The organism is Burkholderia sp. D-99, from assembly GCF_011605345.1.
GTDB lineage: Bacteria > Pseudomonadota > Gammaproteobacteria > Burkholderiales > Burkholderiaceae > Burkholderia.
Map to the genome: position 1 here is coordinate 102347 of NZ_JAAOXM010000014.1, position 24912 is coordinate 127258.

At 68.3% G+C, this 24912-nt stretch carries 23 protein-coding genes; 8 read left to right on the forward strand and 15 right to left on the reverse strand.

Annotation, left to right across the window (positions count from 1 at the left end; all coding sequences use genetic code 11):
* A complete protein-coding gene (locus HAV18_RS33650) occupies positions 1–465 on the reverse strand; it encodes an Lrp/AsnC family transcriptional regulator (protein ID WP_006481526.1) in 465 nt (154 codons plus the stop codon).
* A 255-nt stretch (positions 466–720) separates the two neighbouring features.
* Here HAV18_RS33650 and HAV18_RS33655 point away from each other — a divergent pair, with 255 nt between their 5' ends.
* Together HAV18_RS33655 and HAV18_RS33660 are read left to right on the forward strand one after the other, a co-directional pair.
* Positions 721–1266, forward strand: coding sequence for a Spy/CpxP family protein refolding chaperone (locus tag HAV18_RS33655; RefSeq protein WP_166964558.1), 546 nt, complete (start codon positions 721–723; stop codon positions 1264–1266).
* Between the two features lie 140 nt (positions 1267–1406).
* A complete protein-coding gene (locus tag HAV18_RS33660) occupies positions 1407–1838 on the forward strand; it encodes a PGDYG domain-containing protein (RefSeq protein WP_021160921.1) in 432 nt (143 codons plus the stop codon).
* Positions 1839–1860: 22 nt separating this feature from the next.
* Here the strand turns inward: HAV18_RS33660 and HAV18_RS33665 are convergent, their stop codons facing one another.
* From HAV18_RS33665 to HAV18_RS33700, 8 genes are all read right to left on the reverse strand, one after another.
* On the reverse strand, positions 1861–2223 hold the full coding sequence (locus HAV18_RS33665) for a DUF3022 domain-containing protein (protein WP_166964560.1): 363 nt from the start codon (positions 2221–2223) through the stop codon (positions 1861–1863).
* 13 nt (positions 2224–2236) lie between these two features.
* On the reverse strand, positions 2237–3025 hold the full coding sequence (locus HAV18_RS33670; RefSeq protein WP_166964562.1) for a YhfC family intramembrane metalloprotease: 789 nt from the start codon (positions 3023–3025) through the stop codon (positions 2237–2239).
* A 54-nt stretch (positions 3026–3079) separates the two neighbouring features.
* Entirely contained in the window at positions 3080–4123 is a 1044-nt protein-coding gene (locus tag HAV18_RS33675; RefSeq protein WP_166964564.1) for a LacI family DNA-binding transcriptional regulator, read from the reverse strand.
* A 525-nt stretch (positions 4124–4648) separates the two neighbouring features.
* A complete protein-coding gene (locus tag HAV18_RS33680; protein ID WP_166964566.1) occupies positions 4649–5614 on the reverse strand; it encodes an NAD(P)-dependent oxidoreductase in 966 nt (321 codons plus the stop codon).
* A gap of 5 nt (positions 5615–5619) precedes the next feature.
* Positions 5620–6900: an MFS transporter gene (locus HAV18_RS33685; protein ID WP_166964568.1), complete on the reverse strand. Its 1281-nt coding sequence runs from the start codon at positions 6898–6900 to the stop codon at positions 5620–5622.
* 347 nt (positions 6901–7247) lie between these two features.
* Positions 7248–8240, reverse strand: a complete 993-nt coding sequence (locus tag HAV18_RS33690) for a sugar kinase (RefSeq protein ID WP_166964570.1) — start codon at positions 8238–8240, stop codon at positions 7248–7250.
* A gap of 28 nt (positions 8241–8268) precedes the next feature.
* Complete coding sequence (locus HAV18_RS33695) at positions 8269–9033, reverse strand: sugar phosphate isomerase/epimerase (protein WP_166964572.1); 765 nt, start codon at positions 9031–9033, stop codon at positions 8269–8271.
* A gap of 171 nt (positions 9034–9204) precedes the next feature.
* Positions 9205–10098, reverse strand: coding sequence for a LysR family transcriptional regulator (locus HAV18_RS33700; RefSeq protein ID WP_166964574.1), 894 nt, complete (start codon positions 10096–10098; stop codon positions 9205–9207).
* 112 nt (positions 10099–10210) lie between these two features.
* On the opposite strand from HAV18_RS33700, the gene HAV18_RS33705 reads away from it, so the two are divergent.
* Together HAV18_RS33705 and HAV18_RS33710 are read left to right on the forward strand one after the other, a co-directional pair.
* On the forward strand, positions 10211–11278 hold the full coding sequence (locus HAV18_RS33705; RefSeq protein WP_166964576.1) for a YeiH family protein: 1068 nt from the start codon (positions 10211–10213) through the stop codon (positions 11276–11278).
* Positions 11279–11381: 103 nt separating this feature from the next.
* Complete coding sequence (locus tag HAV18_RS33710) at positions 11382–13115, forward strand: ClcB-like voltage-gated chloride channel protein (protein ID WP_347814796.1); 1734 nt, start codon at positions 11382–11384, stop codon at positions 13113–13115.
* Between the two features lie 96 nt (positions 13116–13211).
* Here the strand turns inward: HAV18_RS33710 and HAV18_RS33715 are convergent, their stop codons facing one another.
* Positions 13212–13832 carry a TetR/AcrR family transcriptional regulator gene (locus HAV18_RS33715; RefSeq protein WP_166964580.1) on the reverse strand — a complete coding sequence of 207 codons (621 nt, stop codon included), beginning with the start codon at positions 13830–13832 and terminating at the stop codon, positions 13212–13214.
* A gap of 186 nt (positions 13833–14018) precedes the next feature.
* On the opposite strand from HAV18_RS33715, the gene HAV18_RS33720 reads away from it, so the two are divergent.
* From HAV18_RS33720 to HAV18_RS33735, 4 genes are all read left to right on the forward strand, one after another.
* Positions 14019–15128, forward strand: a complete 1110-nt coding sequence (locus HAV18_RS33720; RefSeq protein ID WP_166964582.1) for an efflux RND transporter periplasmic adaptor subunit — start codon at positions 14019–14021, stop codon at positions 15126–15128.
* The gene (locus HAV18_RS33725) at positions 15125–18271 is read left to right on the forward strand and encodes an efflux RND transporter permease subunit (RefSeq protein ID WP_166964584.1); all 3147 of its coding nucleotides are present in this window, start codon (positions 15125–15127) and stop codon (positions 18269–18271) included. The genes HAV18_RS33720 and HAV18_RS33725 overlap by 4 nt, the downstream gene beginning before the upstream one ends.
* A 2-nt stretch (positions 18272–18273) precedes the next feature.
* A complete protein-coding gene (locus tag HAV18_RS33730) occupies positions 18274–19848 on the forward strand; it encodes an efflux transporter outer membrane subunit (protein WP_166964586.1) in 1575 nt (524 codons plus the stop codon).
* A 119-nt stretch (positions 19849–19967) separates the two neighbouring features.
* Entirely contained in the window at positions 19968–20996 is a 1029-nt protein-coding gene (locus HAV18_RS33735) for a MerR family transcriptional regulator (protein ID WP_166964588.1), read from the forward strand.
* 57 nt (positions 20997–21053) lie between these two features.
* On the opposite strand, the gene HAV18_RS33740 is transcribed toward HAV18_RS33735, so the two are convergent.
* From HAV18_RS33740 to HAV18_RS33760, 5 genes are all read right to left on the reverse strand, one after another.
* Positions 21054–21761, reverse strand: coding sequence for a hypothetical protein (locus HAV18_RS33740; protein ID WP_166964590.1), 708 nt, complete (start codon positions 21759–21761; stop codon positions 21054–21056).
* On the reverse strand, positions 21736–21960 hold the full coding sequence (locus HAV18_RS33745) for a helix-turn-helix transcriptional regulator (RefSeq protein ID WP_027787308.1): 225 nt from the start codon (positions 21958–21960) through the stop codon (positions 21736–21738). The genes HAV18_RS33740 and HAV18_RS33745 overlap by 26 nt, the downstream gene beginning before the upstream one ends.
* Positions 21961–21968: 8 nt before the next feature.
* On the reverse strand, positions 21969–22529 hold the full coding sequence (locus HAV18_RS33750) for a DUF2975 domain-containing protein (RefSeq protein WP_166964592.1): 561 nt from the start codon (positions 22527–22529) through the stop codon (positions 21969–21971).
* 165 nt (positions 22530–22694) lie between these two features.
* Entirely contained in the window at positions 22695–23225 is a 531-nt protein-coding gene (locus tag HAV18_RS33755) for a M949_RS01915 family surface polysaccharide biosynthesis protein (protein WP_166964594.1), read from the reverse strand.
* A 79-nt stretch (positions 23226–23304) separates the two neighbouring features.
* Positions 23305–24702 carry a sigma-54-dependent Fis family transcriptional regulator gene (locus tag HAV18_RS33760; protein ID WP_166964596.1) on the reverse strand — a complete coding sequence of 466 codons (1398 nt, stop codon included), beginning with the start codon at positions 24700–24702 and terminating at the stop codon, positions 23305–23307.
* Positions 24703–24912: the final 210 nt, after the last annotated feature.

Sequence of the window (24912 nt, forward strand, 5' to 3'; positions counted from 1 at the left end):
TCAGCCGCCGATCGTCCCGCGATCGATCTTGCGCGACAGGATGATCGACGTCGTCGTGCGTTCGACGCCTTCGAGCGTGCCGATCTGGTCGAGCAGGTCGTTGAGCCGTTCGGGCGAATCGGCGCGCAGCCATGCGACGTAGTCGTACTCGCCGCTCACCGCGCACAGCAGTTGCACCTCGGGCATCCGGTCGAGCTTGCGCAATACGTCCTTGCCGAACTTCGGCGTGAGGATGATGCCGACATACGCGTAAATGCTCGCGTCGAGCACGTCCTGCCCGAGCCGGACGCTGTAGCCGGCGATCACGTTGGTGCGTTCGAGCCGCGCGATGCGTGCGACGACCGTCGTGCGCGCGACGTCGAGCTGGCGCGCGAGATCCGCGACGCTGGCGCGCGCATCGGCCTGCAGCAGCGCGACGAGTTGCCGGTCGAGATCGTCGAGTTGGTCGAGGCGGGGTGGACGCATGAGGCTGGGCCGGGGCACGACGCGCCGGCGAAGTGGAAGGTGACGCGATGATAGCGCCGAACGCCGGAGCGCCCAAACGGCATCGCCCGGAGCCGATACGAACCTTTCAATTTCGATTCGTATCGGATGTAAGCAAGTGTCGCATTCACTGCTGCGCCGCACGCAACGTGCTACTAATAGCGGGCGACGCGAGATGCGCGCTTGCGGCAGTTGCCGCCGCGCCCGTTCGCACGACACCACCCCGGAGAGCCAACCATGAAGAAAATCTCGCTCACCCTCGCTACGCTCGCCGTTGCAGCCAGCGCGTTCGCGCAAACCCCGGCGCAGCCGCAAGCGCCCGCTCAGGCCACGATGGCCGCGGCTTCGGCCCCGAGCGCCGAGCAGCGCGAGGCGCGCCACGAAGCGCGCGTCGAGCAGCGCATCAAGTACCTGCACGACCAGCTGAAGATCACGTCGGCGCAGGAACCGCAGTGGAAGACGTTCGCCGACACGATGCGCGACAACGGCGACACGATGGGCCGCCTCTATCGCGAACGGATGGCCAAGCATGACGTCTCCGCGCTCGACGACATGAAGCAGTACGCGGAACTGTCGCAAGCGAACGCCGACGGCGCGAAGAAGCTCGCCGACGCCTTCGCACCGCTCTACGAGAGCTTCCCGGCCGACCAGAAGGCCCTGGCCGACACGACGTTCCGCAGCTGGCTGCACCACGGTGGCGAGCACCGCGGCAAGGGCAAGGCGAAGGGCAAGGAAAGCAAGGCGGCAGCCGCGCCGGCCGCCAGCGCGCCCGCGCAGCCCTGATACCCTCCCCGCCGGCGCCGTGCCGCCCGTCCGGGCCGAACGGCGCCGCGTCGCGCCGCTACAGGCGACCGGCGCGTCACACGGCGCGCCGGATTCGGGATAAGCTCCCGGCTTTTCCAGCTTTCCCGCACTTCCCCGCCATGCTCGAACTCAAGCACATCGACCTGCGTACCGATCCGCAGGCCCGTCGCGTCGTCAAGGACGAAACCGTCGCCGTTTCCTTCGCGGATGCGGACGGCGAACTGATGAGCCTCGAAGGCCCGAACCGCTATGTGGCGGGCGACGCGCTGATCACGGGCTCGACCGGCGACCGCTGGGTCGTGTCGCGCGCGCGCTTCGACGCCAAATACCTGCCCGCCGATCCGGCACTCGCGCACGGCGCACCGGGCGCCTACCGGAACCGGCCGGCCGTCGTGCTCGCCCGCCGCATGGACGAACCGTTCACGATCGCCCGCTCGGAAAACGGCGACACGCTGCGCGGCGTCGCCGGCGACTGGGTGATGCAATACGCGCCCGGCGACTACGGTGTCGTGCAGGCGCAGCGCTTCGCGCAGGTTTACCGCGACGCGTAATGCGGCGCGCCGGCGCGAACGGTCACGCAAAGTCTTCGTCGAGCTCGAGTTCGGCGTCGCGCTCGACGGCCTCGCCGGCCGCGTGGCGCTCCTCGAGCGACCCGAGCATCGCTTCCGTATACGCGTGCAACACCGCATGGCTGCGTGCACGCTGCATCGGCTTGAGCGCCAGATAGCGCGCGAGCGCCGCCGGCACGATGCGGATATCGAGCGTCATCCGCTTCGGCACAGCGCCGAAACGCATCGCCAGCCAATGCACGGACAGGAACCGCCCGCGCTCATCGCTGCTTTCGGCGAAACGCGTCTGCTCCGGAAAGAGATCGCAGATCACGCGAGCGAGCGCGTCAAATTCCGCGCTCTGGCATTCGATCAGATAGTCGTCCATCCCGTCTCTCCCGTCAGGCTGCCGATTGCGTCGGCCGGCACGTCTTCACCAGCACGACGACCAGGATCGCCGCCAGCACAAAATACGCGGCCTCGACCCAGCCGGCCGGCAGCACACGCACCTGGTACAGCAGCGCCGGCGCGGCCGCCAGCGCATGCAGCACGATCGCAAGCGGCAACACGCTCGCGCGGCCGGCGCGCACGCCGCGCCAGACCAGCACCGACAGCGCAAGCTGCAGCACGAACGCCGCGCAGCGCTCAAGCAGCAACAGCAGGATCGACTGTGTCGACAGCGTCGCGAGCATCACGTGCAGCCGCACGACGGTATCGCCCGGCAGGTCGGCGAGCTGGGTCTCGAGCTGGCCGCGGCTCGCGAGCCACGCGAGATACGACCACTGGCCCCACACGAGTACGCCGACGAACCACGCTTCGGCGCCACCGTGACCGATCCCGTAACCGATTCCACGGCCGTCGCCGGCCGACGCGCCGTAACGGCGGTTCAGGAAACGCATCCCGAGATAGCGGCCGACTTCCTCGAACACGGCGGTCACGAGCGCGCTGTACGCGACGAACGCGAGCGGCTGCGTGAGCCAGCCGTCCGGCGGCGTCCGGCTCAGCACGAGCCCGTGGAACGCGCGTTCGAGGATCATCGCAAACAGCGTGAAGACGGCCACGCCGACGATCGTGTCGCGGCGGTTCAGCGCAAGCGGCTTGCGCAGGATACGGTAGAGGACGAGCGGCAGGAGCGCGATGATCAGCGTGGCGGCGATCAGCACCGCCAGCGTGACGGGAGCGACAGTCATGTATTTCCTTGTTCGGGGCAGCGCACCTGGCGCGCTGCGTGCCCCGAATGATACTCAGCTTGCGGTCGACGCGCGCGCAACCAGCTCGCCCGGCAACAGCGAGACGCGTACGTCGCCCGCCGCGCCGTCGATCCGCTCGTGCACGAATTCGACGGCCTTGTAGCCGATTTCGTAGGTCGGCTGCCGGATCGTCGTGATGCCGATCAGCTCGGCCCATTCCGGATCGTCGATCGACAGCAGCGCCGCCTTCTGCTGCCACGCGGTGCCGAAACGCGCGCGCAGATGGCGCGCGATCGCGAGCGCGACCGGCGCGTTCGCGGCGAACAGCGCCGCGCGCACGCCGCGCCGTGCCGCGTCATCGATGCGGGCATCGATGTCGGCCAGCGCCGCTGTGACCGCGTCGGGCTCGTTCAGGTCGAGCACGACCGTCGACGGCACCGTCAGCCCGCGCGCCGCCAGTGCCGCGCGGAATGCGGCCTCGCGCAGGCGCCGCGAGCTGACGCGCTCGAACGGCTGCACGACGAAATGGATTGCATCGAAACCGTGTTCAATCAGGTGCGCGAGTGCCGTCTCGATCGCGTCGGCGTTGTCGAGGCCGATCAGGTCGGCCTCGAAGCCTTCGACCGTCCGGTCGACGAGCACGGCCGGGATGCCGGCCCCGCGCAGCGGGCGCAGCACGTCCTCATCGGCGCCGAGCGCGTTGACGATCAGCCCTTCGACGCGGTAGGTCGTGAGCAGCTGCAGGAAGCGGCGCTCCATCTCGACTTCGTTCGCCGCGTGACAGATCAGCGGCATGTAGCCGAGTGCGTGGCAGGCGGCTTCGACGCCCTGCAGCACTTCAATGGTATAGGGATTGGTCAGGTCGGCTGCGAGCATGCCGAGCAGCCGGTTGCGGCCGCGCTTGAGCCCGCGCGCCATCTGGTTCGGCCGGTAGTTGAGCCGCGCGATGGCTGCTTCGATCCGCTGGCGCAGATCGGTGGACAGCACGTGCGTCTCGCCGTTCAGGTAGCGCGACACGCTGGTCTTGCCTGTGCCGGCCTCGCGCGCGACATCGCTGATCGTCGCCGGACGCGTCGTGGTTGGTTGCGAATTGGTCACTGTCGTGCCTCGCGACGTGCGATCCGCGCCGCTTCGTGAGCAGACGGACCTTTGTTGTTGGAAACGTAAGCCACCCGGTGGAATCTCCTGTCGGTCCGCGTTAGCGCTTTAGCGCTTACGCGGACCCCATGCTTCGCGGTCGGTCAGCGTCAGCCCTTCACCGCTTACGCGGACCCCATGCTTCGCGGTCGGTCAGCGTTAGCCCTTCACCGCTTACGCGGACCCCATGCTTCGCGGTCGGTCAGCGTCAGCCCTTCAGCACTTACGCGGCCCCCATGCTTCGCCATCGATCGGTGCCGGCGCGGTGGCACCCGCCCCGGTCACGCGCAAAAGCAGTCGGCAGCATCGGACCTGGCGTGGATACCCGTCGCGGGACGCCGCCGGCATCGTGGCCGGACGCATCGATACGACGCGCGGGGATCATAACGCAGCCAGCCCTCCGGCACCAAGATCATCGACTCTAACGAAGCCGGCCCCCCCGCCGGCCGGACGTCGACTGCTGGCCGGCCCATTACCCGTCGCGGCTCAGGCGCGCGCGAGCGCATCCAGATTGACGAGATTCGTGCGCAGCGTGCCGGCCAGCGCGCCGACCAGGTTTTCCGCGGCGCAGCGCGCCATCGCATGGCGCGTCTCGTGCGTCGCCGAGCCGATATGCGGCAGCGCGACGACATGCTTCATCTGCAGCAGTGGCGAATCCGCCGCCAGCGGCTCCTTCTCGAACACGTCGAGCCCCGCGCCGCGGATCGTGCCCGCACGCAGCGCATCGATCAGCGCGGCTTCGTCGACCACCGGCCCACGCGACGCATTGATCAGGATCGCGCTGCGCTTCATCTTCGCGAACTCGGCCGCGCCGATCAGGTGGTGCGTTTCCGGCGACAGCGGCACTTGCAGGCACACGAAGTCCGATTGCGCGAGCAGTTCGTCGAGGCTCACGCGCCGCGCACCGTACTGAGTCTCCGCTTCCGCATGCGCGGACCGGTTCGCGTACAGCACCTGCATCCGGAAACCGAGTGCCGCGCGACGCGCGACCGCGCCGCCGATCCGCCCGAGCCCGACGATGCCGAGCGTCTTGCCCTGCACGTCGGTGCCGTACAGGTCAGGGCCGATGCTGCGATGCCAGTGGCCCGCCTTCACCCACTCGGCCAGTTCGACCACGCGTCGCGCGGACGCGAGGATCAGCGAGAACACCGTGTCGGCGGTCGACTCGGTCAGCACGTCCGGCGTATGCGCGAGCACGATCCCGCGCCGCGTGAGATCCGCGACGTCGAAGTTGTCGTAGCCGACCGAAATCGTCGACCACGCCTTCAGCCGCGGTGCGCGGTCGAGCATGTCCGGCGTGACCTTCAGGCTCGCGCCGATCGCGCCGTCCGCGTCGCCGAGCGCATCGGCGAGGGCTGCGACACCGTCGGCCTGCACGACGTCCGCATGTTCGCGCAGGTACGCGAGGACGTCATCGGGCAGCGGCTTGTACGCGACGATACGGGGCTTCATCTGATTCATTTTCCTTGCAGCGGCGCCGCGAGCGAATGCGCATCGGGCGCGTGGGGTTTGACGGACAGCGTGAGGATCACCGCAGCCACGAGCGCGGCGCTCATGAATGCGTACGACGCGACGGGCGAGCCGGTCGCACCGTTCAGGTAGCCGACGAAGTACGAGCCGACGAACGAGCCGAGCGCGCCCATGCTGTTGATCAGCGCCATCGCGCCGCCGGCGACGTTCTTCGGCAGCAGTTCCGGCACGATCGCGAAGAACGGGCCGTACGGCGCGTACATCGCGGCGCCCGCGACGACCAGCAGCGCGTACGAGATCCAGAAATGCGACGAGCCGAGCGCGTACGACGCGGCGAACGCGGCCGCGCCGATCAGCAGGAACGGCCACACGAAGCCGCGGCGCGAGCCGACCTTGTCGGACGCCCACGACGCCGCGATCATCGCGATCGTCGCGGCGAGATACGGCAGCGCGGACAGCCAGCCGGTCGCGACCATCCCGAGGTCGGAGCCGTTCTTGACGATCGACGGCAGCCACAGCACGAAGCCGTACACGCCGATGCTCCAGCAGAAATACTGTGCGCACAGCTTGATCACGGCCGGCGAGCGGAATGCCTCGCCATAGTTGCGCACGGGCTTGATTGCTGCCTGCTCGGCTACGAGCGCGGCGTCGAGGTCGCGTTTTTCCTGCGCGGTGAGCCACGGCGAATCGGCCGGCTTGTCCTGCACGAGGAACCACCAGCACACGGCCCAGAGCACGGCCGGCACGCCTTCGGCGATGAACATGTGGCGCCAGCCGAATTCGTGCACGAGATAGCCCGAGACGATCGACATCCACAGCACGGTGACCGGGTTGCCGAGAATCAGGAACGTGTTCGCGCGCGAGCGCTCGTTCTTCGTGAACCAGTTGCTGATGTAGATCAGCATCGCCGGCATCACGGCCGCCTCGACGACGCCGAGCAGGAAGCGGATCGCCATCAGCGACGGGATGTTGCTGACCACGCCCGTGAGCGCCGCGCAGGCGCCCCACAGGATGAGGCTGACGAACACGAGCTTCTTCACGCTGCGGCGTTCCGCATAGATCGCGCCGGGGATCTGGAAGAAGAAGTAGCCGAGGAAGAACAGCGCGCCGATCAGTGACGAGAGACCCTTGCTGATCCCGAGGTCCTGGTTGATGCCGGCCGCGGCGGCGAACCCGTAGTTCGCGCGGTCGAGGTAGGCGAGGCTGTACGTGATGAAGACGATCGGCATGATCGTCCACCAGCGGCGGGCAGCGAGAGTATTGGCCATCAGAATGTCTCCTATGTCGACCGGAGTTAGTGCTTTAGCACTTACTCCGGTCCCATGCTTCGCGGTCGACCCGAGTTAGTGCTTTAGCGCTTACTCCGGTCCCATGCTTCGCGGTCGGCCAGAGTTAGCGCTTTAGCGCTTACTCCGGTCCCATGCTTCGCGGTCGGCCAGAGTTAGTGCTTCAGCACTTACTCCGGTCCCATGCTTCGCGGTCGACCCGAGTTAGTGCTTCAGCACTTACTCCGGTCCTATGCTTCGCGGTCGACCCGAGTTTGCCCTTCAGCACCGACTCAGATCCCATGCTTGTACGACGAAATGAGTCCGCGGATTGTGCCGTGTCCGGCCTCTCATTGCGCGGTGAAGGTTTCCTCTAAGCGATCGGCGCGATTGCTGACATTTTCGAACCGATCGAGCGCAGCACGGGTCGGCAGCCCTTCCGAGTCGCCGATCACCTGGATCGCAAGCGCGCCGATCCGGTTGCCACGCGCCACGGCCTGCTCGATCGTCTTCCCCTCCAGCAGCGCGCTGACCACGCCGACCGCGAAGCCGTCGCCGGCGCCCACCGTATCGACGACGTTCTGCACGCGCTCGCCCACCACCGTTCCGTCGCGGCCGTCAGCCGTCCGGTAGTACGCGCCTTGCGCACCCAGCTTGATCACGACGCCGCGCGCGCCCTGCGCAAGATAGAAGCCCGCGATGTCGGCCGGCGTGTCGTGTCCGGTCAGTTGCCGCCCTTCGGCGATGCCCGGCAGTACCCAGTCGGCGAGCGACGCGAGCGCGTTCAGCGTCTTCGTCATCACGTCGGCGGACGGCCACAGCGTCGGGCGCAGGTTCGGGTCGAACGAGATCGTCTTGCCGGCCGCGCGCATTTCGCGCGCCAACTTGAACGCGAGTTCGCACGACGTCGCGGAGATCGCGGGCGCGACGCCCGTCAGGTGCAGGTGGCACGCGCCGAGCACGTAGTCGGCCACGTAGTCGTCGCACGACAGGTGGCTCGCGGCCGAACCCTTGCGGAAATACTCGACGGTCGGGTCGCTGCCGTCGTCGTTGCGCGACTTGAGCTGAAAGCCGGTCGGGTAACGCGGATCGACCGTCACGCACGACGCGTCGATGCCCTCGCGCGCCAGCGTGTCGAGCACGTAGCCGCCGAACGAATCGCGGCCGACGCGGCTCATCCAGCCGACCCGGAAGCCGAGCCGCGACAGGCCGATTGCAACGTTCAGGTCGGCGCCCGCGATCCGCTTCGAGAATTGCGTCGCGTGCGCGAGATGGCCGGGCTCGGTCGCGACGAACATCGCCATCGCTTCGCCGTAGGTCACGACATCGAGTGCTGCTTTCATGAATGAACTCTCCAGGATCCTTCCGCGGTCACGCGGTTGCGAGCCACGCGACACGCCGGCACGCGTCGCCCGCCAGGTCGGCCGCATCGAACGGAAACTCGATGCCGCGCGGCGCCTGCTGCGGCAGCGCCGCGAGCACGCCGGTCACGAGCGGGTCGTTCGGCGCCGGCGCGGCGGCGAAACGGCGCGCGCCCTCGCCCTCGACAGCCTTGCAATGAATGTATTCCACATGCGGCGCGAGCACTTGCGCGCAATCAAGCGGCGCTTCGCCCGGCCATTGCCAGTTGCCGATGTCGAACGTCATCCCGAGCGCATCGGGCAGGCCCGCCGCGGCCAGTGCCTCGAACAGCCCGCGAAACTGCGCGAGCGCGCCGCCGACCGGAAGCTGGCCGTTCTCGACCACCACGCGTGCCCGTGCGCCGCGCGACAGCGCGACGATGTCGGCCGCGTGTGCGTCGCCGGCGAAGCCGCCGAGCTGGAATTTCACGAAGCGCGCGCCGAGCGCGTCGGCTTCCGCGAGCGCGCCGCGCAATGCATCCGCGTCGAGCGCGCCCGTTTCCGTGTACAGGTTGGCCGGCGTCGAATAGACCGACCACAGCCCCTGGCCGGCCAGTTGCGCACCGAGCGCGGCCAGCGCGCCGTGCGCCGCATCCGCTTCCGATGCGAACAGCTCGCGCCGCACCTCGAAACCGGTCGCACCGGATGCCGCCGCGGTCGCGACGAATGCGCTGTGGCCCTCCTGACGCACGCGGTCCATCCCGAATGCGCTCGCCACGATCACGATGTCTGTCATTTTGCCCTCTTTCCCCGGAATGGAACCGGTTCCATTTGCTTGAGACGGATGGTGCGCTTCGCCTCGAACCCACGCCATAGAGGAAATCCCTAAGACGGTGCACGGCGCGAACGCGCGCCTGACGACACGCATCGCGCGTGCCCGGTCCGGGTTCGGTCGTTCAGGCGAGGTTCAGGCGATGTCGTGCGCGAGGCTCATTTCGAGGAATTGCGCGGCGACCCGCGACGGCGCGCCGCCGTGCGGCACGAGGATGGAGAAGTGGCGCGTGAGCGGCGCGGGCGCGAGCGAGCGCAGGACGAGCGCGGCATCGTCGTGGCGCAGCGACATCGCGGACACGAACCCGACACCCATCCCGGCACGCACGGCCTCCTTCACGGCCTCGACACCCGCGATCTCGAATGCGACACGCATCGGCGCCGCGCCATGCGCGAACGCGCGCTCGACGAGTTGCCGCACGGCGGAGCCCGCCTCGCGCAATACGAGCGGATGCGCCGCCAGCGCGGCGAGCGTGACCCCCGGCGCGTATTCGGGAGCGGCCAGTGGATGCCCGGTCGGCACGATCGCCACGATCTCGTCCTCGCGCCACGCGTGCACCGCGGTGCCCGGCGGCAGCGCCTCGCCGGGCGGCCCTTCGATCATCGCGATATCGAGCGACGGCAGCGCCGCGACCACGTCGGCCGTGTTGCCGCTCATCGTGTGAATCGCCACGCGCGGTGCGCGCGGCTGGAACGCCGCGATCAGGTACGGCAACAGGTAGCTCGCGGGCGTCGTGCTCGCGCCGATGCGCAGCGTGCCGGCCTCGAGGCCGCGTACCGCGTCGCGAAACGCGCGCGCCTGCGCGAACGTGTCGCGCTGCGCCTTCGCGTACTGCGCGAGCTGTTCGCCGACCGGGGTCAGGCGGATGCCGCGGCCTTCGCGCTGGTACAGCGGCTCGCCGAATTCGTCCTGCAGCAGCCGCAGCTGGCCCGACACGGCCGGCTGCGACAGATGCAGCGCCACGGCGGCGTGGCTGATGTTCAGGTGTTCGGCGACGGCGGCGAACGTTATCAGTTGATCCGGGGTCATGGGGATAAATTATCGGCTTTCCGGATAGTTTATGTCACAAATCACAATTTTTCATATCGATATAACGAAATTAGGATTACAGCATCGCAACACGCTCCAACACGGTGCTTCCATGTCCACTGCCCCGACTCCCCATCTCAGCCCCGCCGCGCCGTCAATGCGCGGCCAGTTGAACGGCGTGCTGTTCGTCGCGCTGTTCGCCGCCGCCGTCACGAGCCTGTCCCAGCTTCCCGCGATCGCGGGGCTCGGCCTGTCGCCGCTGATCGTCGGCATCGTCGCCGGCGCGCTGTACGGCAACGCGCTGCGCGACGGCATGCCGGCCAGCTGGGCGGCCGGCGTCAATTTCTCCGCGCGCAAGCTGCTGCGCATCGCGGTCGCGTTCTTCGGGTTGCGCGTGAGCCTGCAGGAAATCGCGCAGGTCGGGCTGCCGGGCCTGACGGTGTCGGTGCTGGTGGTCGTCAGCACGCTCGTGATCGGCACCTGGGCCGGCATGAAGATCATGAAGCTCGACCGCGATTCCGCCCTGCTGACCGCTGCCGGCAGCGCGATCTGCGGCGCGGCCGCCGTGCTCGCGTTCGAGTCGACGCTGCAGTCGAAGCCGCACCAGAGCGCGATGGCCGTGGGCAGCGTCGTGCTGTTCGGCACACTGTCTATGTTCCTGTACCCGATCGCGTATCACGCCGGGCTGCTGAACCTCGATCCGGCCGGCCTCGGCCTGTTCTTCGGCGGCACGATCCACGAGGTCGCACAGGTAGTCGGCGCGGCGAGCGACATCAGCCCGCAGGTCGCGCACATCGCGACGATCGTGAAGATGACGCGCGTGATGCTGCTGGTGCCGGTGCTGCTGGTGCTCGGCTGGTGGCTCGCCCGCTCGGCACGTGCGACGGCCGGCGGCGCGCAAGGCAAGCGCAAGGTGGCCGTGCCCTGGTTCGCACTCGGTTTCCTCGGTTTCGTGATCGTCAATTCGCTGAACGTGCTGCCGGGCCAGGTCACCCACACGCTGAACGTGCTCGACACCTTCGCGCTGACGATGGCCATGACCGCGCTCGGCATCGAAACCCGCGTCGCGCAGATCCGCGCGGCCGGCCCCCGGGCACTGATGACCGGCCTGATCCTGTACGTATGGCTGATCGTCGGCGGCTACGGGATCACCTGGGCCGTGCAGCACTGGCTTGGCTGAGTTGCCCGCCCGTGACACTTCGCGCGCCGCGCCCGACGGGATGGTCCCGCGGGCGCGGCGCAGTGCTATGCTTCGCGTCGTTTTCCATCGCCCTCTTTCAGCCGTGCTCTCGTTCCTGCTGAAGCTGCGCACTCGCGCCCAAAAGCTGTTCCGCCTGTCGGACGCCCATACGATGCTGATCTGGTCGGCCATCGTCGGCGTCGGCGGCGCCTTTGCCACGATGGCGTTCCGCGAAGGCATCGACCTGATGCAGCACCTGATCTCCGGGCAAAGCGGCAGCTTCGTGCAGATGGCGAAGCGCCTGCCGTGGTACGTGCGGTTCTGGATGCCGGCCGCGGGTGGCTTCCTCGCCGGCTGCGTGCTGCTGCTCGCAACGCGCGGCGACAAGCAGGCCGGCAAGACCGACTACATGGAATCGGTCGCGCTCGGCAACGGCGTCGTCCCCGTGCGGCAGAGCCTGTGGCGCAGCGTGTCGTCGCTGCTGACGATCGGCAGCGGCGGCTCGATCGGCCGCGAAGGCCCGATGGTGCAGCTCGCGGCGCTCGCCGCGTCTCTCGTCGGCCGCTTCGTACACTTCGACCCGCCGCGCCTGCGCCTGCTGGTCGCCTGCGGGGCGGCGGCCGGCATCACGTCCGCGTACAACGCGCCGATCGCCGGCGCGTTCTTCGTGTCGGAAATCGTGCTCGGCACGATCGCGATGGAGAGCTTCGGGCCGATGGTCGTCGCATCGGTCGTCGCGAACATCGTGATGCGCGAATTCGCCGGCTACCGGCCGCCGTACGAGATGCCGGTGTTTCCGGCCGTCACGGGCCCCGAGGTCCTGCTGTTCGTCGTGCTCGGCGCGCTGTGCGGCGTGCTCGCGCCGCAGTTCCTGCACCTGCTCGACGCGTCGAAGAACCAGTTCAAGCGGCTGCCGCTGCCGCTACCGGTGCGGCTCGCGCTCGGCGGCCTCGTCGTCGGCGTGATCTCGGTGTGGACGCCGGACGTATGGGGCAACGGCTACAGCGTCGTGAACCAGATCCTGCATTCGCCGTGGACCTGGCAAGCGCTGGTCGCGGTGCTCGTGTTCAAGGTGATCGCCACCTCCGCCACGGTCGGCTCGGGTGCGATCGGCGGTGTGTTCACGCCGACGCTGTTCGTCGGCGCGGTGTTCGGTTCGCTGTTCGGGCTCGCGATGGAAGCGCTGTGGCCGGGCCATACGTCGGCGTACTTCGCCTACGCGATCGTCGGCATGGGGGCGTTCATGGCGGGCGCCACGCAGGCGCCGCTGATGGCGATCCTGATGATCTTCGAGATGACGCTGAGCTACCAGGTCGTGCTGCCGCTCCTGGTGTCGTGCGTATTCGCGTATTTCGTCGCGCGCGCGACGGGCACGACGTCGATGTACGAGATCACGCAGCACCATTACCAGGACGCGCAGGAGAAGCTGCGGCTGCGCACCACGCAGATGCGCGAGCTGATCCAGCCCGCGCAGACGGTCGTGCCGCTCACGGCGAGCGTCGCCGACATGACGCGCGTGTTTCTCGAATATCCGGTGAAGTATCTGTACGTGACCGACGACGCCGGGCGCTTTCGCGGCGCGGTCGCGCTGAAGGACATCACGTCCGACCTGCTGGACAAGCGCGACACGACCGACAAGACGGCCGCGCATTACGCGCACACGCCGTTTCCGCTCCTGACGCCCGACATGCCGCTCGCCACCGCGCTCGAACGCTTCATGGCGTTCCAGGGCGAACGCCTGCCGGTGATCGAAAGCGAAGCCGAGCCGACGCTCGCCGGGGTCGTCTACAAGACGTCGCTGCTCGATGCATACCGGCGGATGACCGGCGAGCGCTGATTCGCACGACGCCATGAGGCGCGGCGCGCGCCGCATGCTTCATCGCACCCCGCCTCTGCCGCGCATCGCACACGGCACGACGAACCCGCTGCCGCGTCAGTCCGGCGCGCGCCCGAGCACGACGCGCGCGAAGAATCCCGCGAGCACCGACTCGGCCACGTCGGCCGACACGTGCTGCGGATCGGCCGTGTAGTACGACTGCACGCCGTCGCACAGGCACATCAGCCCGAACGCAAGCGTCTCCGCCGGCAGCAGCAGCGGCGTGCCCGCGCGCTCGGAGAAACGCCGGATGAACTCGGCCATCTGCAGGCGCTTGCCGTGCAGGAACTGGTTGAAGCGCACGCGGAATTTCGCGTCGCGCGCGGCCTGCAGTTTCGCCTCGCCCCACAGCAGCGAATATTCGTCGTCCTGAAACAGCGTTCGGTAATACGCGAGCGCCATCGACTCCATCTGCTCGCGCGCTCCGCCCCCGTCGAAGATCGCCTGGAAGTCGGCCTGCACCTCGGCGTGATCGCGCTCCAGCAACTCGAGCAGCAGGTCGGACTTGCTGCGGAAATTCGAGTAGAACGCGCCGCGCGTATAGCCGGCCGCCGCCGCGATGTCCTCGACGCTCGCGGCCACATAGCCTTTCTTCAGAAAAATACGGTGCGCGGCAATCAGCAGACGCTCGCGCGTCTGGTCCCTGCTCTGCTCGCGTGTCAAGCGCTGTGGTTTCATGGCGCGCAGTCTAGCACCAATTGCCTTTCAGATTCATCTTTGCACTCAGATACAGGTGTGTATTAGAATTCGCCACAGTTTCTGAAAGATGGTGTCCGCGCGCCCGTGCCGGCGCCGCTCGGGGCAAGCGCCCGCCGCGCTTGCCGGCATCGTTCCGCTCTCGCTCTCACCTCATCTGGGGGTTTCGTGAATCGCTCCGGTTCCCGCGCCGCGCTGCTGATCGGCGCCGCGCTCGTCCTCGCCGCCTGTCATCCGAAAGAATCCGCGCCGCCCGCCCCGCGCCCCGTCGTCGCGCTGCCCGCCCATGCCGACGACGCCGCTGTCGCCCGCACGCTCCCCGGCGAGATCCAGCCGCGCTACGCCACCCCGCTGTCGTTCCGCATCGCCGGCAAGATCATCGAGCGCAAGGTGCGCCTCGGCGATACCGTCAAGGTCGGCCAGGTCGTCGCGCTGCTCGATCCGTCCGACGTCGAGAAAAACGCCGCGAGCGCGCAGGCGCAACTCGATGCCGCGACGCACAGCCTCACGTTCGCGAAGCAGCAGCTCGACCGCGATCGCGCCCAGGCGCGCGAAAACCTGATCGCGACCGCCCAGCTCGAACAGACCCAGAACAGCTATACGTCGGCGCTCGCGCAGCGCGACCAGGCGCAGCAGCAACTCGCACTCGCGAAGAACCAGCTCCGCTACGCGACGCTCGTCGCCGATCATGCGGGCTACATCACCGCCGAACAGGCGGACACCGGCCAGAACGTGTCGGCCGGCCAGGCCGTCTACCAGCTCGCGTGGTCCGGCGACGTCGACGTCGTCAGCGACGTGCCCGAGGCCGCGCTTGCCTCGCTCGCGCCCGGCCACGCAGCCGCCGTCACGCTGCCGTCGCTGCCGGGCCGCCAGTTCGCCGCGAAGGTGCGCGAAATCGCGCCGGCCGCCGATCCGCAAAGCCGCACGTATCGCGTGAAGCTCACGCTCGCCGCGCCCGATCCGGCGATCCGGCTCGGGATGACGGCCAGCGTCGCGTTCGACGGCGCACCGGCCGCCGGCGACGCACCGTCGATCACGCTGCCCGCGACCGCGCTGTTCCATGACGGCGCGCAGCCGGCCGTATGGGTCGTGCGCGCGAAGGACGACACGCTCGAGCTGCGCCGCGTCGACGTCGCGCGCTTCAACGAGCGCACGGTGACGGTGTCGCACGGGCTGCAGCCCGGCGAGCGCGTCGTGCTGCAGGGCGTGCACACGGTCAGCGCGGGCGAGAAGGTACGCGCGATCGCGCCGCTGCATCCGGAGGACTTCGCATCGTGAGCGTTTCGTACGAAGAAGGCCGCTTCAATCTCTCCGCGTGGGCGCTGCGCCACCAGGCGCTGGTCGTCTACCTGATCGCGCTCGCGACGCTCGCGGGCATCCTCGCGTACACGCGGCTCGCGCAGTCCGAAGACCCGCCGTTCACGTTCCGCGTGATGGTGATCCGCACGTTCTGGCCCGGCGCGAGCGCGCGGCAGGTGCAGGAACAGGTGACCGACCGGATCGGCCGCAAGCTGCAGGAAACGCCGGCCATCGACTTCCTGCGCAGCTATTCGCGCCCCGGCGAATCGCTGATCTTCTTCACGATGAAGGATTCGGCGCCCGTGAAGGACGTGCCCGAGACCTGGTACCAGATCCGCAAGAAGGTCGGCGACATCGGCTACACGCTGCCGCCCGGCGTGCAGGGCCCGTTCTTCAACGACGAATTCGGCGACGTCTATACCAACATCTGGACGCTCGAAGGCGACGGCTTCACGCCCGCTCAACTGCACGACTACGCCGATCAATTGCGCACCGTGCTGCTGCGCGTGCCGGGCGTCGGCAAGGTCGACTATTTCGGCGACCCCGACCAGCGGATCTTCATCGAGGTGAACAACGCGCAGCTCACGCGCCTCGGCATCTCGCCGCAGCAGCTCGGGCAGGCGATCAACGCGCAGAACGACATCTCGTCGGCCGGCGTGCTGACGACCGCCGACGATCGCGTGTTCGTGCGCCCGAGCGGCCAGTTCGACAATGTCGACGCGATCGCCGACACGCTGATCCGCATCAACGGCCGTACGTTCCGGCTCGGCGATCTCGCGACCGTCAAGCGCGGCTACGACGATCCGGTCGTCACGCAGATGCGCTCGAACGGTAAGGCCGTGCTCGGCATCGGGGTCACGATGCAACCGGGCGGCGACGTGATCCGGCTCGGCAAGGCGCTCGACGCCGAATCGAAGGACCTGCAGGCGCAACTGCCGGCCGGCCTCAAGCTGGTCGAGGTGTCGAGCATGCCGCACGCGGTCGCGCACTCGGTCGACGACTTCCTCGAAGCCGTCGCCGAAGCAGTCGCGATCGTGCTGGTCGTGAGCCTCGTGTCGCTCGGCCTGCGCACCGGGATGGTCGTCGTGATCTCGATTCCGGTCGTGCTCGCTGTAACGGCCCTCTTCATGTACATGTTCGACATCGGGCTGCACAAGGTGTCGCTCGGCACGCTCGTGCTGGCGCTCGGGCTGCTCGTCGACGACGCGATCATCGCGGTCGAGATGATGGCCGTGAAGCTCGAACAGGGCTACACCCGCGCACGCGCCGCCGCGTTCGCCTATACGAGCACCGCGTTCCCGATGCTGACCGGCACGCTCGTCACCGTGTCGGGCTTCCTGCCGATCGCGCTCGCGAAATCGAGCACCGGCGAATACACGCGCTCGATCTTCGAGGTGTCGGCGATCGCGCTGATCGCATCGTGGTTCGCGGCCGTCGTGCTGATCCCGCTGCTCGGCTACCACATGCTGCCCGAGCGCAAGCGGCAAGCACACGAGGCTCATCTGCCCGACGATCACGAGCATGACATCTACGACACGCGCTTCTACCGGCGGCTGCGCGGCTGGATCGACTGGTGCATCGAGCGGCGCTTCGTCGTGCTGCTGATCACGGGCGCCCTGTTCGTCGTGTCGCTGATGGGCTTCTCGCTGGTGCCGCAGCAGTTCTTCCCGAGTTCGGACAGGCCCGAGTTGCTGGTCGACCTGCGGCTGCCCGAAGGCGCGTCGTTCGCGGCGACGCTGCGCGAGACCGAGCGCCTCGAGAAGGTGATCGACAAGCGCCCCGAGATCGACCGTTCGGTGAACTTCGTCGGCAGCGGTGCGCCGCGCTTCTACCTGCCACTCGACCAGCAGTTGCAGTTGCCGAACTTCGCGCAGTTCGTGATCACCGCGAAATCGGTGAAGGATCGCGAGAAGCTCGCGACCTGGCTCGAAACCACGTTGCGCGACCAGTTCCCGGCCGTGCGCTGGCGCCTGTCGCGGCTCGAGAACGGCCCGCCGGTCGGCTACCCGGTGCAGTTCCGCGTGAGCGGCGACAGCATCGCGACGGTTCGCTCGATCGCCGAGAAGGTCGCGGCGACGATGCGCGGCGACGCGCGCACGGTCAACGTGCAGTTCGACTGGGACGAACCGGCCGAGCGCTCGGTGCGCTTCGAGATCGACCAGAAGAAGGCGCGCGAGCTGAACGTCACGTCGCAGGACGTGTCGAGCTTCCTCGCGATGACGCTGTCCGGCACGACCGTCACGCAGTACCGCGAGCGCGACAAGCTGATCGCGGTCGACCTGCGCGCGCCGAAGGCCGATCGCGTCGACCCCGCGAAGCTCGCCGGCCTCGCGCTGCCGACCCCGAACGGCCCGGTGCCGCTCGGCTCGCTCGGCCGCTTCAAGCCGACGCTCGAATACGGCGTCGTGTGGGAACGCGATCGCCAGCCGACCATCACCGTGCAGTCGGACGTGCGCGCCGGTTCGCAGGGCATCGACGTCACGCATGCGGTCGACGCGAAGCTGAACGCATTGCGCGCGCAGTTGCCGGTCGGTTATCAGATCAACATCGGCGGCTCGGTCGAGGAAAGCGCGAAGGCGCAGAACTCGATCAACGCGCAGATGCCGCTGATGGCGATCGCCGTGTTCACGCTGCTGATGATCCAGCTGCAGAGCTTCTCGCGCGTGCTGATGGTCGTGCTGACCGCTCCGCTCGGGTTGATCGGCGTGGTCGCCACGCTGCTGCTGTTTGGCCAGCCGTTCGGCTTCGTCGCGATGCTCGGCGTGATCGCGATGTTCGGGATCATCATGCGCAACTCGGTGATCCTCGTCGACCAGATCGAGCAGGACATCGCGGTCGGCCACGGGCGCGTCGACGCGATCATCGGCGCGACCGTGCGGCGTTTCCGCCCGATCACGCTGACGGCCGCGGCCGCCGTGCTCGCGCTGATCCCGCTGTTGCGCTCGAACTTCTTCGGGCCGATGGCGACCGCGCTGATGGGCGGCATCACGAGCGCGACCGTGCTGACGCTGTTCTACCTGCCCGCGCTGTATGCGACGTGGTTCCGCGTGAAGCGCGACGAACGCGACCCGCAGGACGGCCCGCCGCCTGGTGGCACGCCTGCCGCGCCGTCGGGAGCCTGACCATGGATCGATCGATGAACCTGAAAACCAAAGCCGTGCGGGCACTCGCCGTGGCGAGCCTCGCCGGCCCGCTCGCGGGCTGTTCCTGGTTCGCGCCGAGCGGCGAGCCGCCCGCGATGCCGTCGCCCGCGCACTACGGCACCACGCCGCAAGTCCAGCAGACCGTATCCGCGCAAGGCGTCGCGCAGCAGTTCGAGGTCGGCGCGCAGCCGGTGCCCGACTGGTGGAAACAGTACCGCTCCGATGCGCTGAACGCGCTCGTCGACGAAGGGCTGCGCAACAGCCCGACACTCGGCGCGGCATCGCATTCGCTCGATGCCGCGCGCGAACAGTTGCGCGGGCAGATCGGCAGCTCGATGCTGCCGTCGATCGACGCGGGCGGCCAGGCCACGCGCCAGCGTGCGCTCGGCGTGCCGATTCCCGCGCTCGGCGCGCCGACGCTGCTGTACGACACGTTCGTCGGCCAGCTGCAGGCGAGCTACACGATCGACCTGTTCGGCGCGTCGCGCTTCGCGAACCGCGCGCTGGCGCGACGCGTGGACGTCAGCGCGTTCCAGCTCGAATCCGCACGGCGCGCGCTGGCCGCGAACATCGTCACCGCGTCGATCACGGTGTCGGTGCTGAATGCGCAGATCAACACGACCGAGCGGCTCGTCGCGCTCGCCAACGATCAGGCCCACGATGCCGAACGCCGCTACGCACTCGGTTCCGCCTCGCGCAGCGACGCGCTGAACGCGCGGCAAAGCGCCGACACGTTCGCGGCAAGCCTGCCCGCGCTGCGCCAGCAGCGCGACTCGGCACGCCATGCGCTTGCCGTGCTGGTCGGCCGCACGCCCGACCGGCCGCCGGCCGATCTCACGCTCGCCGATCTGCACCTGCCCGAGCAGGTGCCCGTCGTCGTGCCGTCGGACCTGCTGCAAAGCCGCCCGGACATCCAGGCGGCCGACGCGGGGCTGAAGGCCGCCGCGGCCGAGGTGGGCCTCGCGACCGCGCAGATGTTCCCGCAGCTGTCGCTGTCGGCGGCGATGGGACAAGGCGGCTTCAGCTGGCCGACGATGCTGTCGGGCGCCGGCGCGATCTGGAACGTCGGCGCGTCGCTGAGCCAGCCGATCTTCCACGGCGGCGCGCTGCTCGCGCAGCGCCGCGCGGCGAAGGCGACTTACGAGGCCGCCGTCGACCAGTACAAGCAGGCCGTGCTCGGCGCGTTCCAGAACGTCGCGGATTCGCTCGCGGCGCTCGAACACGATGCGGAAGCACTCGATGCGTCGTCGCGTGCCGCGCTTTCCGCGCGCGGCGCATACGACGACGCGGCGGCGCGCGTGCGGCTCGGCGCGCTGCCGCCGTCGGCCGCGCGCGCCAGCGAGCTGCAGTACCGCAATGCGCGGCTCGACGAGATCCGCGCGACCGGCGCACGGTTCGCGGATACCGCGCGGCTTTACCAGGCGATGGGCACGCCGCCAGTCGACAAGGCCGATAAGTCCGGCAAGCCCGGCAACGCAGGCAGCGACGGCGCAACCGGCCAGCAAGCACGCGCCGCCACCGCCGACATCGCCCACACCCCGCCTTCACCGCAATAAGCCGGCCGTGCCATCGGGTGCGCGCGGAATCCCCCGCGCACCCGTTTCCCGATCTTCCGCTTGACCCTCACGTAGCGTAACGTTCGAGACTCCAGTGTGCGTACCGAACGGAGGAACGAATGCGACTGAAAGTGGGAGAGCTGGCGAAACGCAGCGGGCTGACCGTCCGCACGCTTCATCACTATCACGCGATCGGTCTGCTGACGCCTTCGGCGCGCGCCGACAACGGCTACCGGCTGTACGACCGCCACGACATCGCCCGGCTCCACCAGATCCAGGCGTTGCGTCGCTTCGGCCTGTCGCTCACCGAAATCGGCGACCACCTGAACCAGCCCGACACCCCGCTCGTCGATCTCGTCGCGAAGCAGATCGCGCTGCTCGACCGTCAGCTCGCGCAAACCGCGCAGCTGCGCGAGCGGCTCGTGAGCCTGCACGCGCAGCTCGCTGCAGGCACGGAGCCGGAGCTGGCCGATTGGCTCACCACACTGGAGTTGATGACCGTGTACGACAAATATTTTTCCGAGGAAGAACTCGCGCGCCTGCCGATGTACCAGAAAAGCCAGGCGGGCGACGCCGAATGGATTGCGCTCATCGACGAAGTTCGCGCGCTGCACGACGCGGGCATACCCGCCGAAGACGAACGCACCCGTGCGCTCGCCGGTCGCTGGATGATGATGCTCGTGCGCGACACGAACAACGACCCGCGACTGCTGGCGAAGCTGAACCTGATGCACCAGCACGAACCGGCGATGCAGTCGAAGATCGGCATTTCGACCGCGCTGCGCGACTATGTGCTGCGCGCGTCGTCGGAAACCAAGATGCGGATCTTCGAGAAGTATCTCGCACCGGACGAGATCCGCTTCATGCGGGCGCACTACGGCGAGCACGCGATGGAGTGGCCGCAACTGATGGGCGACGTGCGCGACGCGATCGATGCGGGCATCCGACCTGCTTCGCCGGAAGGCCGCGCGCTCGCGCAGCGCTGGCTCGAGCTGTTCTGCAGCTATGCCGGCACCGATCCGGCCACGCATGCGAAATTCCGCGAGGCGATGATGAACGAGCCTGCACTGACGCGGGATACGTGGGTCGACGATACGCTGATCGGCTTCGTGCGGGAGGCGATGGCGCAGCTTGCGCCTGCGCGCTGAACGCGTTGAGCGCATGAAGGTGCGGGCGGCAGGCGGGTTTCCCGCGTGCCGCCCGTTTCACCATTTGCAGCCCGCGTCGCGCACCGCATCCAGTGCGAGCATCGGCAATGCCAGCAGGCCCGCACGCGAATACGCTTGCCGGCAGTCGGTGCGACGGGCCTCCGACACGCCGTCGGCCAGCCTCGCATCGACGGTGTCACGACGCGCGGCCATGCCGCCGGACGACGCGCCCAATGCCCCGACCGCCGCCTGCGCCGGGCTGCGCGCCGCCGCAGGCCGCGAACCGATCGCGTCCAGGTCGCGGCGCCAGTCGAGAGCGGGGCCTGGTGCGGTCTCGGGACGGAGTTCGCGTCGGCCCGCGATTGCGGCGGCAGGTGTTTCGCCTTGCCGATGCGCAACGCCTGCTGCATCCGAAGACGACCGCGTCGTCATGCGCGACGCTGCAACCGCGGCGGATCGTTTCGTCGACGGCTCGGCCCCCTCGGCAACGCGCCCACCCGCGGCTGGCCCGATTCGCCCGGCGCCATGCGCGCTGGCCACGGGCACCGGCCGCGCGGGAATCAACTCGACGCGCAGTGCTACCCGGGGCCGCGCCCCGGCTTTCGGGCCGGCCACCGTCGACGCCCGTTGCAGCACGAACCATCCGAGCAGGTGAAGCGATACGGAGGCGGCGACGGCCAGCGCGACGATGCGCGACCGGCGCCGCCCCGCCGCCTCGGCACGTCGCGGTGGCGATGTGTCAGTCCGGCTCGCCGACACCGTCATCGCTGAACGCGAGCAGGTCGCCGGGCTGGCAGTCGAGATAGCGGCAGATCGCCTCGAGCGTCGCGAAACGAATGCCCTTGACCTTCCCTTGCTTGAGCAGCGACAGATTCTGTTCGGTGATGCCGACCGCTGCCGCGAGATCCTTCGAGCGGACCTTGCGCGTCGCGAGCATCACATCGAGCTTGACCACGATCGACATGGCGCGCCTCAGACGAACTGCCGATGTTCGGCATCGAGTTCGCTCGCCTGCCGGAGGATGTGCGCGATGACCGCGATGCAGGCCGCGGTGAACAGCGCGACCACGTACGGCAGGCTGAAACCGATGGTGATCACGCGATGGCCGACCGGTTCGCGCAGCGTCGCCCACACGCTCAGAAGCGGTTCGCACAGCAGGCTCAGCACCACCCACATCCCGATCGCACGGCCCGTCTTGCCGAGATGGCCGGCCGCTTGCGCGGAGAAATAGTCGCGCCGCGCGTAGGTGCGAAACAGGGCACGCAGATGACGCAGGCCGTTCGCGAGCGCGATCAGCGGCACGCTCGACAGCAGGATGCCGACCGCCTTCTGCCACCACGGGAATGCGGCGACATCCACGCGCAGGTTCGAGATCACCGAATCGGTGAGGCCGAATACGAGGCCGGGCCCGGAAGCCGCGTTCAGTGACGGGAACGCCCAGCACGCGGCGTTGAGCACCAGCATGGCGACGATGAACCACAGCGTGACGGTGGCCATCTGCTGGCTGATACGAGCAATGCGATCGGAATGCATGCGAAGTCCTCGACGGGGAATGAACGTGCGTCGATTGTACGACAATTAATTATCGTGAAACGATAATTAATTGTCGTAGTCTCATGATTTCTTATCGCATGACATGCTCAACCCGCCTCGACAGGCGCGTGTCGCGCGCACCATCGCGTGTCGCCGGGCGCGCGCCTATCGATAGTCTTGCGCGCTGATCCCGTGCCAATGCTTCATCATGTAGCGCAGAAACGCGGGTTGGGCTTTCAGGTCTGCATTCGGCACGGGCGCCGCGCCGCCGTCCATGAACTTGCCGTTGACCGTGACGGTTTCCTCGCCGCGCAGCACGTACTTCGTGCCCTGGTCGATCAGGAAGTACTTGACCTGGTCAGCGCTGACGTCGCCGCGGCAGCCGATCTTGTACGCAAACAGGAACTGCTTGCGGCCGTTGCCGAGCAGGTCGCGCATTTCGATCGACGCGGGCACGACATCGAGAATCACGTCGACCGGGCATGCCTTCACATAGTCGCGCACGGTCCAGTCAGGCCGGCCGTCGAGCGTCGCGGCAACCTTGAGCTCGAGGTCGTCGCCGGACGCGGTGCGTACGAGCGTCACCGCATGCGCGCCGGCCGCATCGGTCCAGGTGTATTCGGTGGCGGCCTGCGCGAGGTTGCACAGCGCAGTGGTGGCAAGAAACAGGCAAGGCGAAAGGAAGCGTCGTTTCATCGGCGAGGTGGAGGCAGGATCGAACGCGCCATTATCGACAAAGCCACCCGCCGCTGCCAGCCGCACGCCGCACGCCCGTTCAGCGCTCGCGCGCCCCGAGCCCGAGCGCCCTCATCCGCCGGTACAACGTCCGCTCGCTCATCCCGACCTGCTCGGCGAGCGCCTTGCGCGTGCCGTCGAACGTGCGCGCGATGCGCACGAGCTCAGCGTCCGACACGCCGCGCGCATCGGCCGTACGATCCTGCGGCGCCGCCGATGCGGCGACCAGCTCGGCCGGCAGATGCTCGACCCGGATCGTCCCGTCGTCCGCGAACAGGCACGCGCGTTCGAGCACGTTGCGCAGCTCGCGGATATTGCCCGGCCACGCATACGCATCGAGACACGCGCGCGCGCGTTCGGTCAGTCCGAACGGCCGGGCCGCGAATGGCCGTGCGCCCGCGTCGCCCGCGCTGGCACGCGCGTTCGCGATCCGCCGCAGGATCGATTCGGCCAGCAGCGCGACGTCCCCGTGCCGGTCGCGCAACGCCGGCAACGGAATCGGAAACGCGTTGATCCGGTAGTAGAGATCCTGCCGGAACCGGCCGTCGTCGATCATCTCGCGCAGCGGCTTGTGCGTCGCCGCGACCAGCCGGAAATCCGCACGCAGCGCCTCGACGCCGCCGACGCGGCGGAACGTGCCCGACTCGATCAGCCGCAGCAGCTTCACCTGCATCGGCAGCGGCACGTCGCCGATCTCGTCGAGAAACAGCGTGCCGCCCTGCGCGGTCTCGACGAGGCCCGGCTTGCGCTGGTTCGCGCCCGTGAACGCGCCCTTCTCGTAACCGAACAGCTCGCTCTCGAACAGCGACTCGGCGATCCCCGAGCAATCGACGACGACGAACGGCCCCATCGCCCGATCGCTCGCCTCGTGCAGCGCGCGGGCGAACAGTTCCTTGCCGGTGCCCGATTCGCCGAGCAGCAGCACCGGCAGCATCGACGGCGCGACGCGCTGCAGTGCGCCGAGCGCCGCATTGAATGCGTCGGCGCCGCCGACGAGCCCTTCCGCACTCGGCTGCGCGGACGCGCTGCGCACCGTCGTCAGCCGCTCGACATACGCAATCACGTTGCCGTGCGCATCGAAGATCGGCCGCAATTCGACGTCGACATGCTCGGGGCCGCGCGGCGTGTGATGGATGTGCAGCACGCGGTTCAGCCCGCGCGATTCGAGCGCCTGCTTCATCGGGCAATGCTCGCCGGCCTGGTCGCACGGCACGTCGTAGTGATGCGAGACCTGGAAACAGTGCCGACCCACGTGCTCGACGCCCGCGACGCCGAACTGGCGCCGGTACGCATCGTTCGCCGCGAGGATGCGGTAATCGGGATCGACGACGATCATCGGCTGCGGGTCCTGCTCGAGATACGCGACGAGCGCGCGCACGTCGGGCATGACGTCGCGACGCGGCGCGGGGACGATCGGGATGGTGTCGTGCGGATTCATGCGGACGCTCGGTGAAGGGTTGCTGACGAACTGCCAGGCAGACTGCCAATTCTGCCACGACACTGCCAGATGTGGCAGTCTGCGGCAGCAGCCGGGGGCCGCCGACGCCCGCGCATCGCTGCGACCGCACCGAAAACCCGAGCCGAATCAAGTCCTTGGCAGATCGGCCGGCGCCGCGCTGCACGCTGGCACGCTTCTTGAGTTACAGAT

Excerpts from the sequence above, each read along its gene's own strand:
- HAV18_RS33650 (WP_006481526.1), bottom strand. The coding sequence starts at position 465 with ATGCGTCCACCCCGCCTCGACCAACTCGACGATCTCGACCGGCAACTC.
- HAV18_RS33655 (WP_166964558.1), top strand. The coding sequence starts at position 721 with ATGAAGAAAATCTCGCTCACCCTCGCTACGCTCGCCGTTGCAGCCAGC.
- HAV18_RS33660 (WP_021160921.1), top strand. The coding sequence starts at position 1,407 with ATGCTCGAACTCAAGCACATCGACCTGCGTACCGATCCGCAGGCCCGT.
- HAV18_RS33665 (WP_166964560.1), bottom strand. The coding sequence starts at position 2,223 with ATGGACGACTATCTGATCGAATGCCAGAGCGCGGAATTTGACGCGCTC.
- HAV18_RS33670 (WP_166964562.1), bottom strand. The coding sequence starts at position 3,025 with ATGACTGTCGCTCCCGTCACGCTGGCGGTGCTGATCGCCGCCACGCTG.
- HAV18_RS33680 (WP_166964566.1), bottom strand. The coding sequence starts at position 5,614 with ATGAAGCCCCGTATCGTCGCGTACAAGCCGCTGCCCGATGACGTCCTC.
- HAV18_RS33685 (WP_166964568.1), bottom strand. The coding sequence starts at position 6,900 with ATGGCCAATACTCTCGCTGCCCGCCGCTGGTGGACGATCATGCCGATC.
- HAV18_RS33690 (WP_166964570.1), bottom strand. The coding sequence starts at position 8,240 with ATGAAAGCAGCACTCGATGTCGTGACCTACGGCGAAGCGATGGCGATG.
- HAV18_RS33695 (WP_166964572.1), bottom strand. The coding sequence starts at position 9,033 with ATGACAGACATCGTGATCGTGGCGAGCGCATTCGGGATGGACCGCGTG.
- HAV18_RS33700 (WP_166964574.1), bottom strand. The coding sequence starts at position 10,098 with ATGACCCCGGATCAACTGATAACGTTCGCCGCCGTCGCCGAACACCTG.
- HAV18_RS33705 (WP_166964576.1), top strand. The coding sequence starts at position 10,211 with ATGTCCACTGCCCCGACTCCCCATCTCAGCCCCGCCGCGCCGTCAATG.
- HAV18_RS33715 (WP_166964580.1), bottom strand. The coding sequence starts at position 13,832 with ATGAAACCACAGCGCTTGACACGCGAGCAGAGCAGGGACCAGACGCGC.
- HAV18_RS33730 (WP_166964586.1), top strand. The coding sequence starts at position 18,274 with ATGGATCGATCGATGAACCTGAAAACCAAAGCCGTGCGGGCACTCGCC.
- HAV18_RS33735 (WP_166964588.1), top strand. The coding sequence starts at position 19,968 with ATGCGACTGAAAGTGGGAGAGCTGGCGAAACGCAGCGGGCTGACCGTC.
- HAV18_RS33740 (WP_166964590.1), bottom strand. The coding sequence starts at position 21,761 with ATGACGGTGTCGGCGAGCCGGACTGACACATCGCCACCGCGACGTGCC.
- HAV18_RS33745 (WP_027787308.1), bottom strand. The coding sequence starts at position 21,960 with ATGTCGATCGTGGTCAAGCTCGATGTGATGCTCGCGACGCGCAAGGTC.
- HAV18_RS33750 (WP_166964592.1), bottom strand. The coding sequence starts at position 22,529 with ATGCATTCCGATCGCATTGCTCGTATCAGCCAGCAGATGGCCACCGTC.
- HAV18_RS33755 (WP_166964594.1), bottom strand. The coding sequence starts at position 23,225 with ATGAAACGACGCTTCCTTTCGCCTTGCCTGTTTCTTGCCACCACTGCG.
- HAV18_RS33760 (WP_166964596.1), bottom strand. The coding sequence starts at position 24,702 with ATGAATCCGCACGACACCATCCCGATCGTCCCCGCGCCGCGTCGCGAC.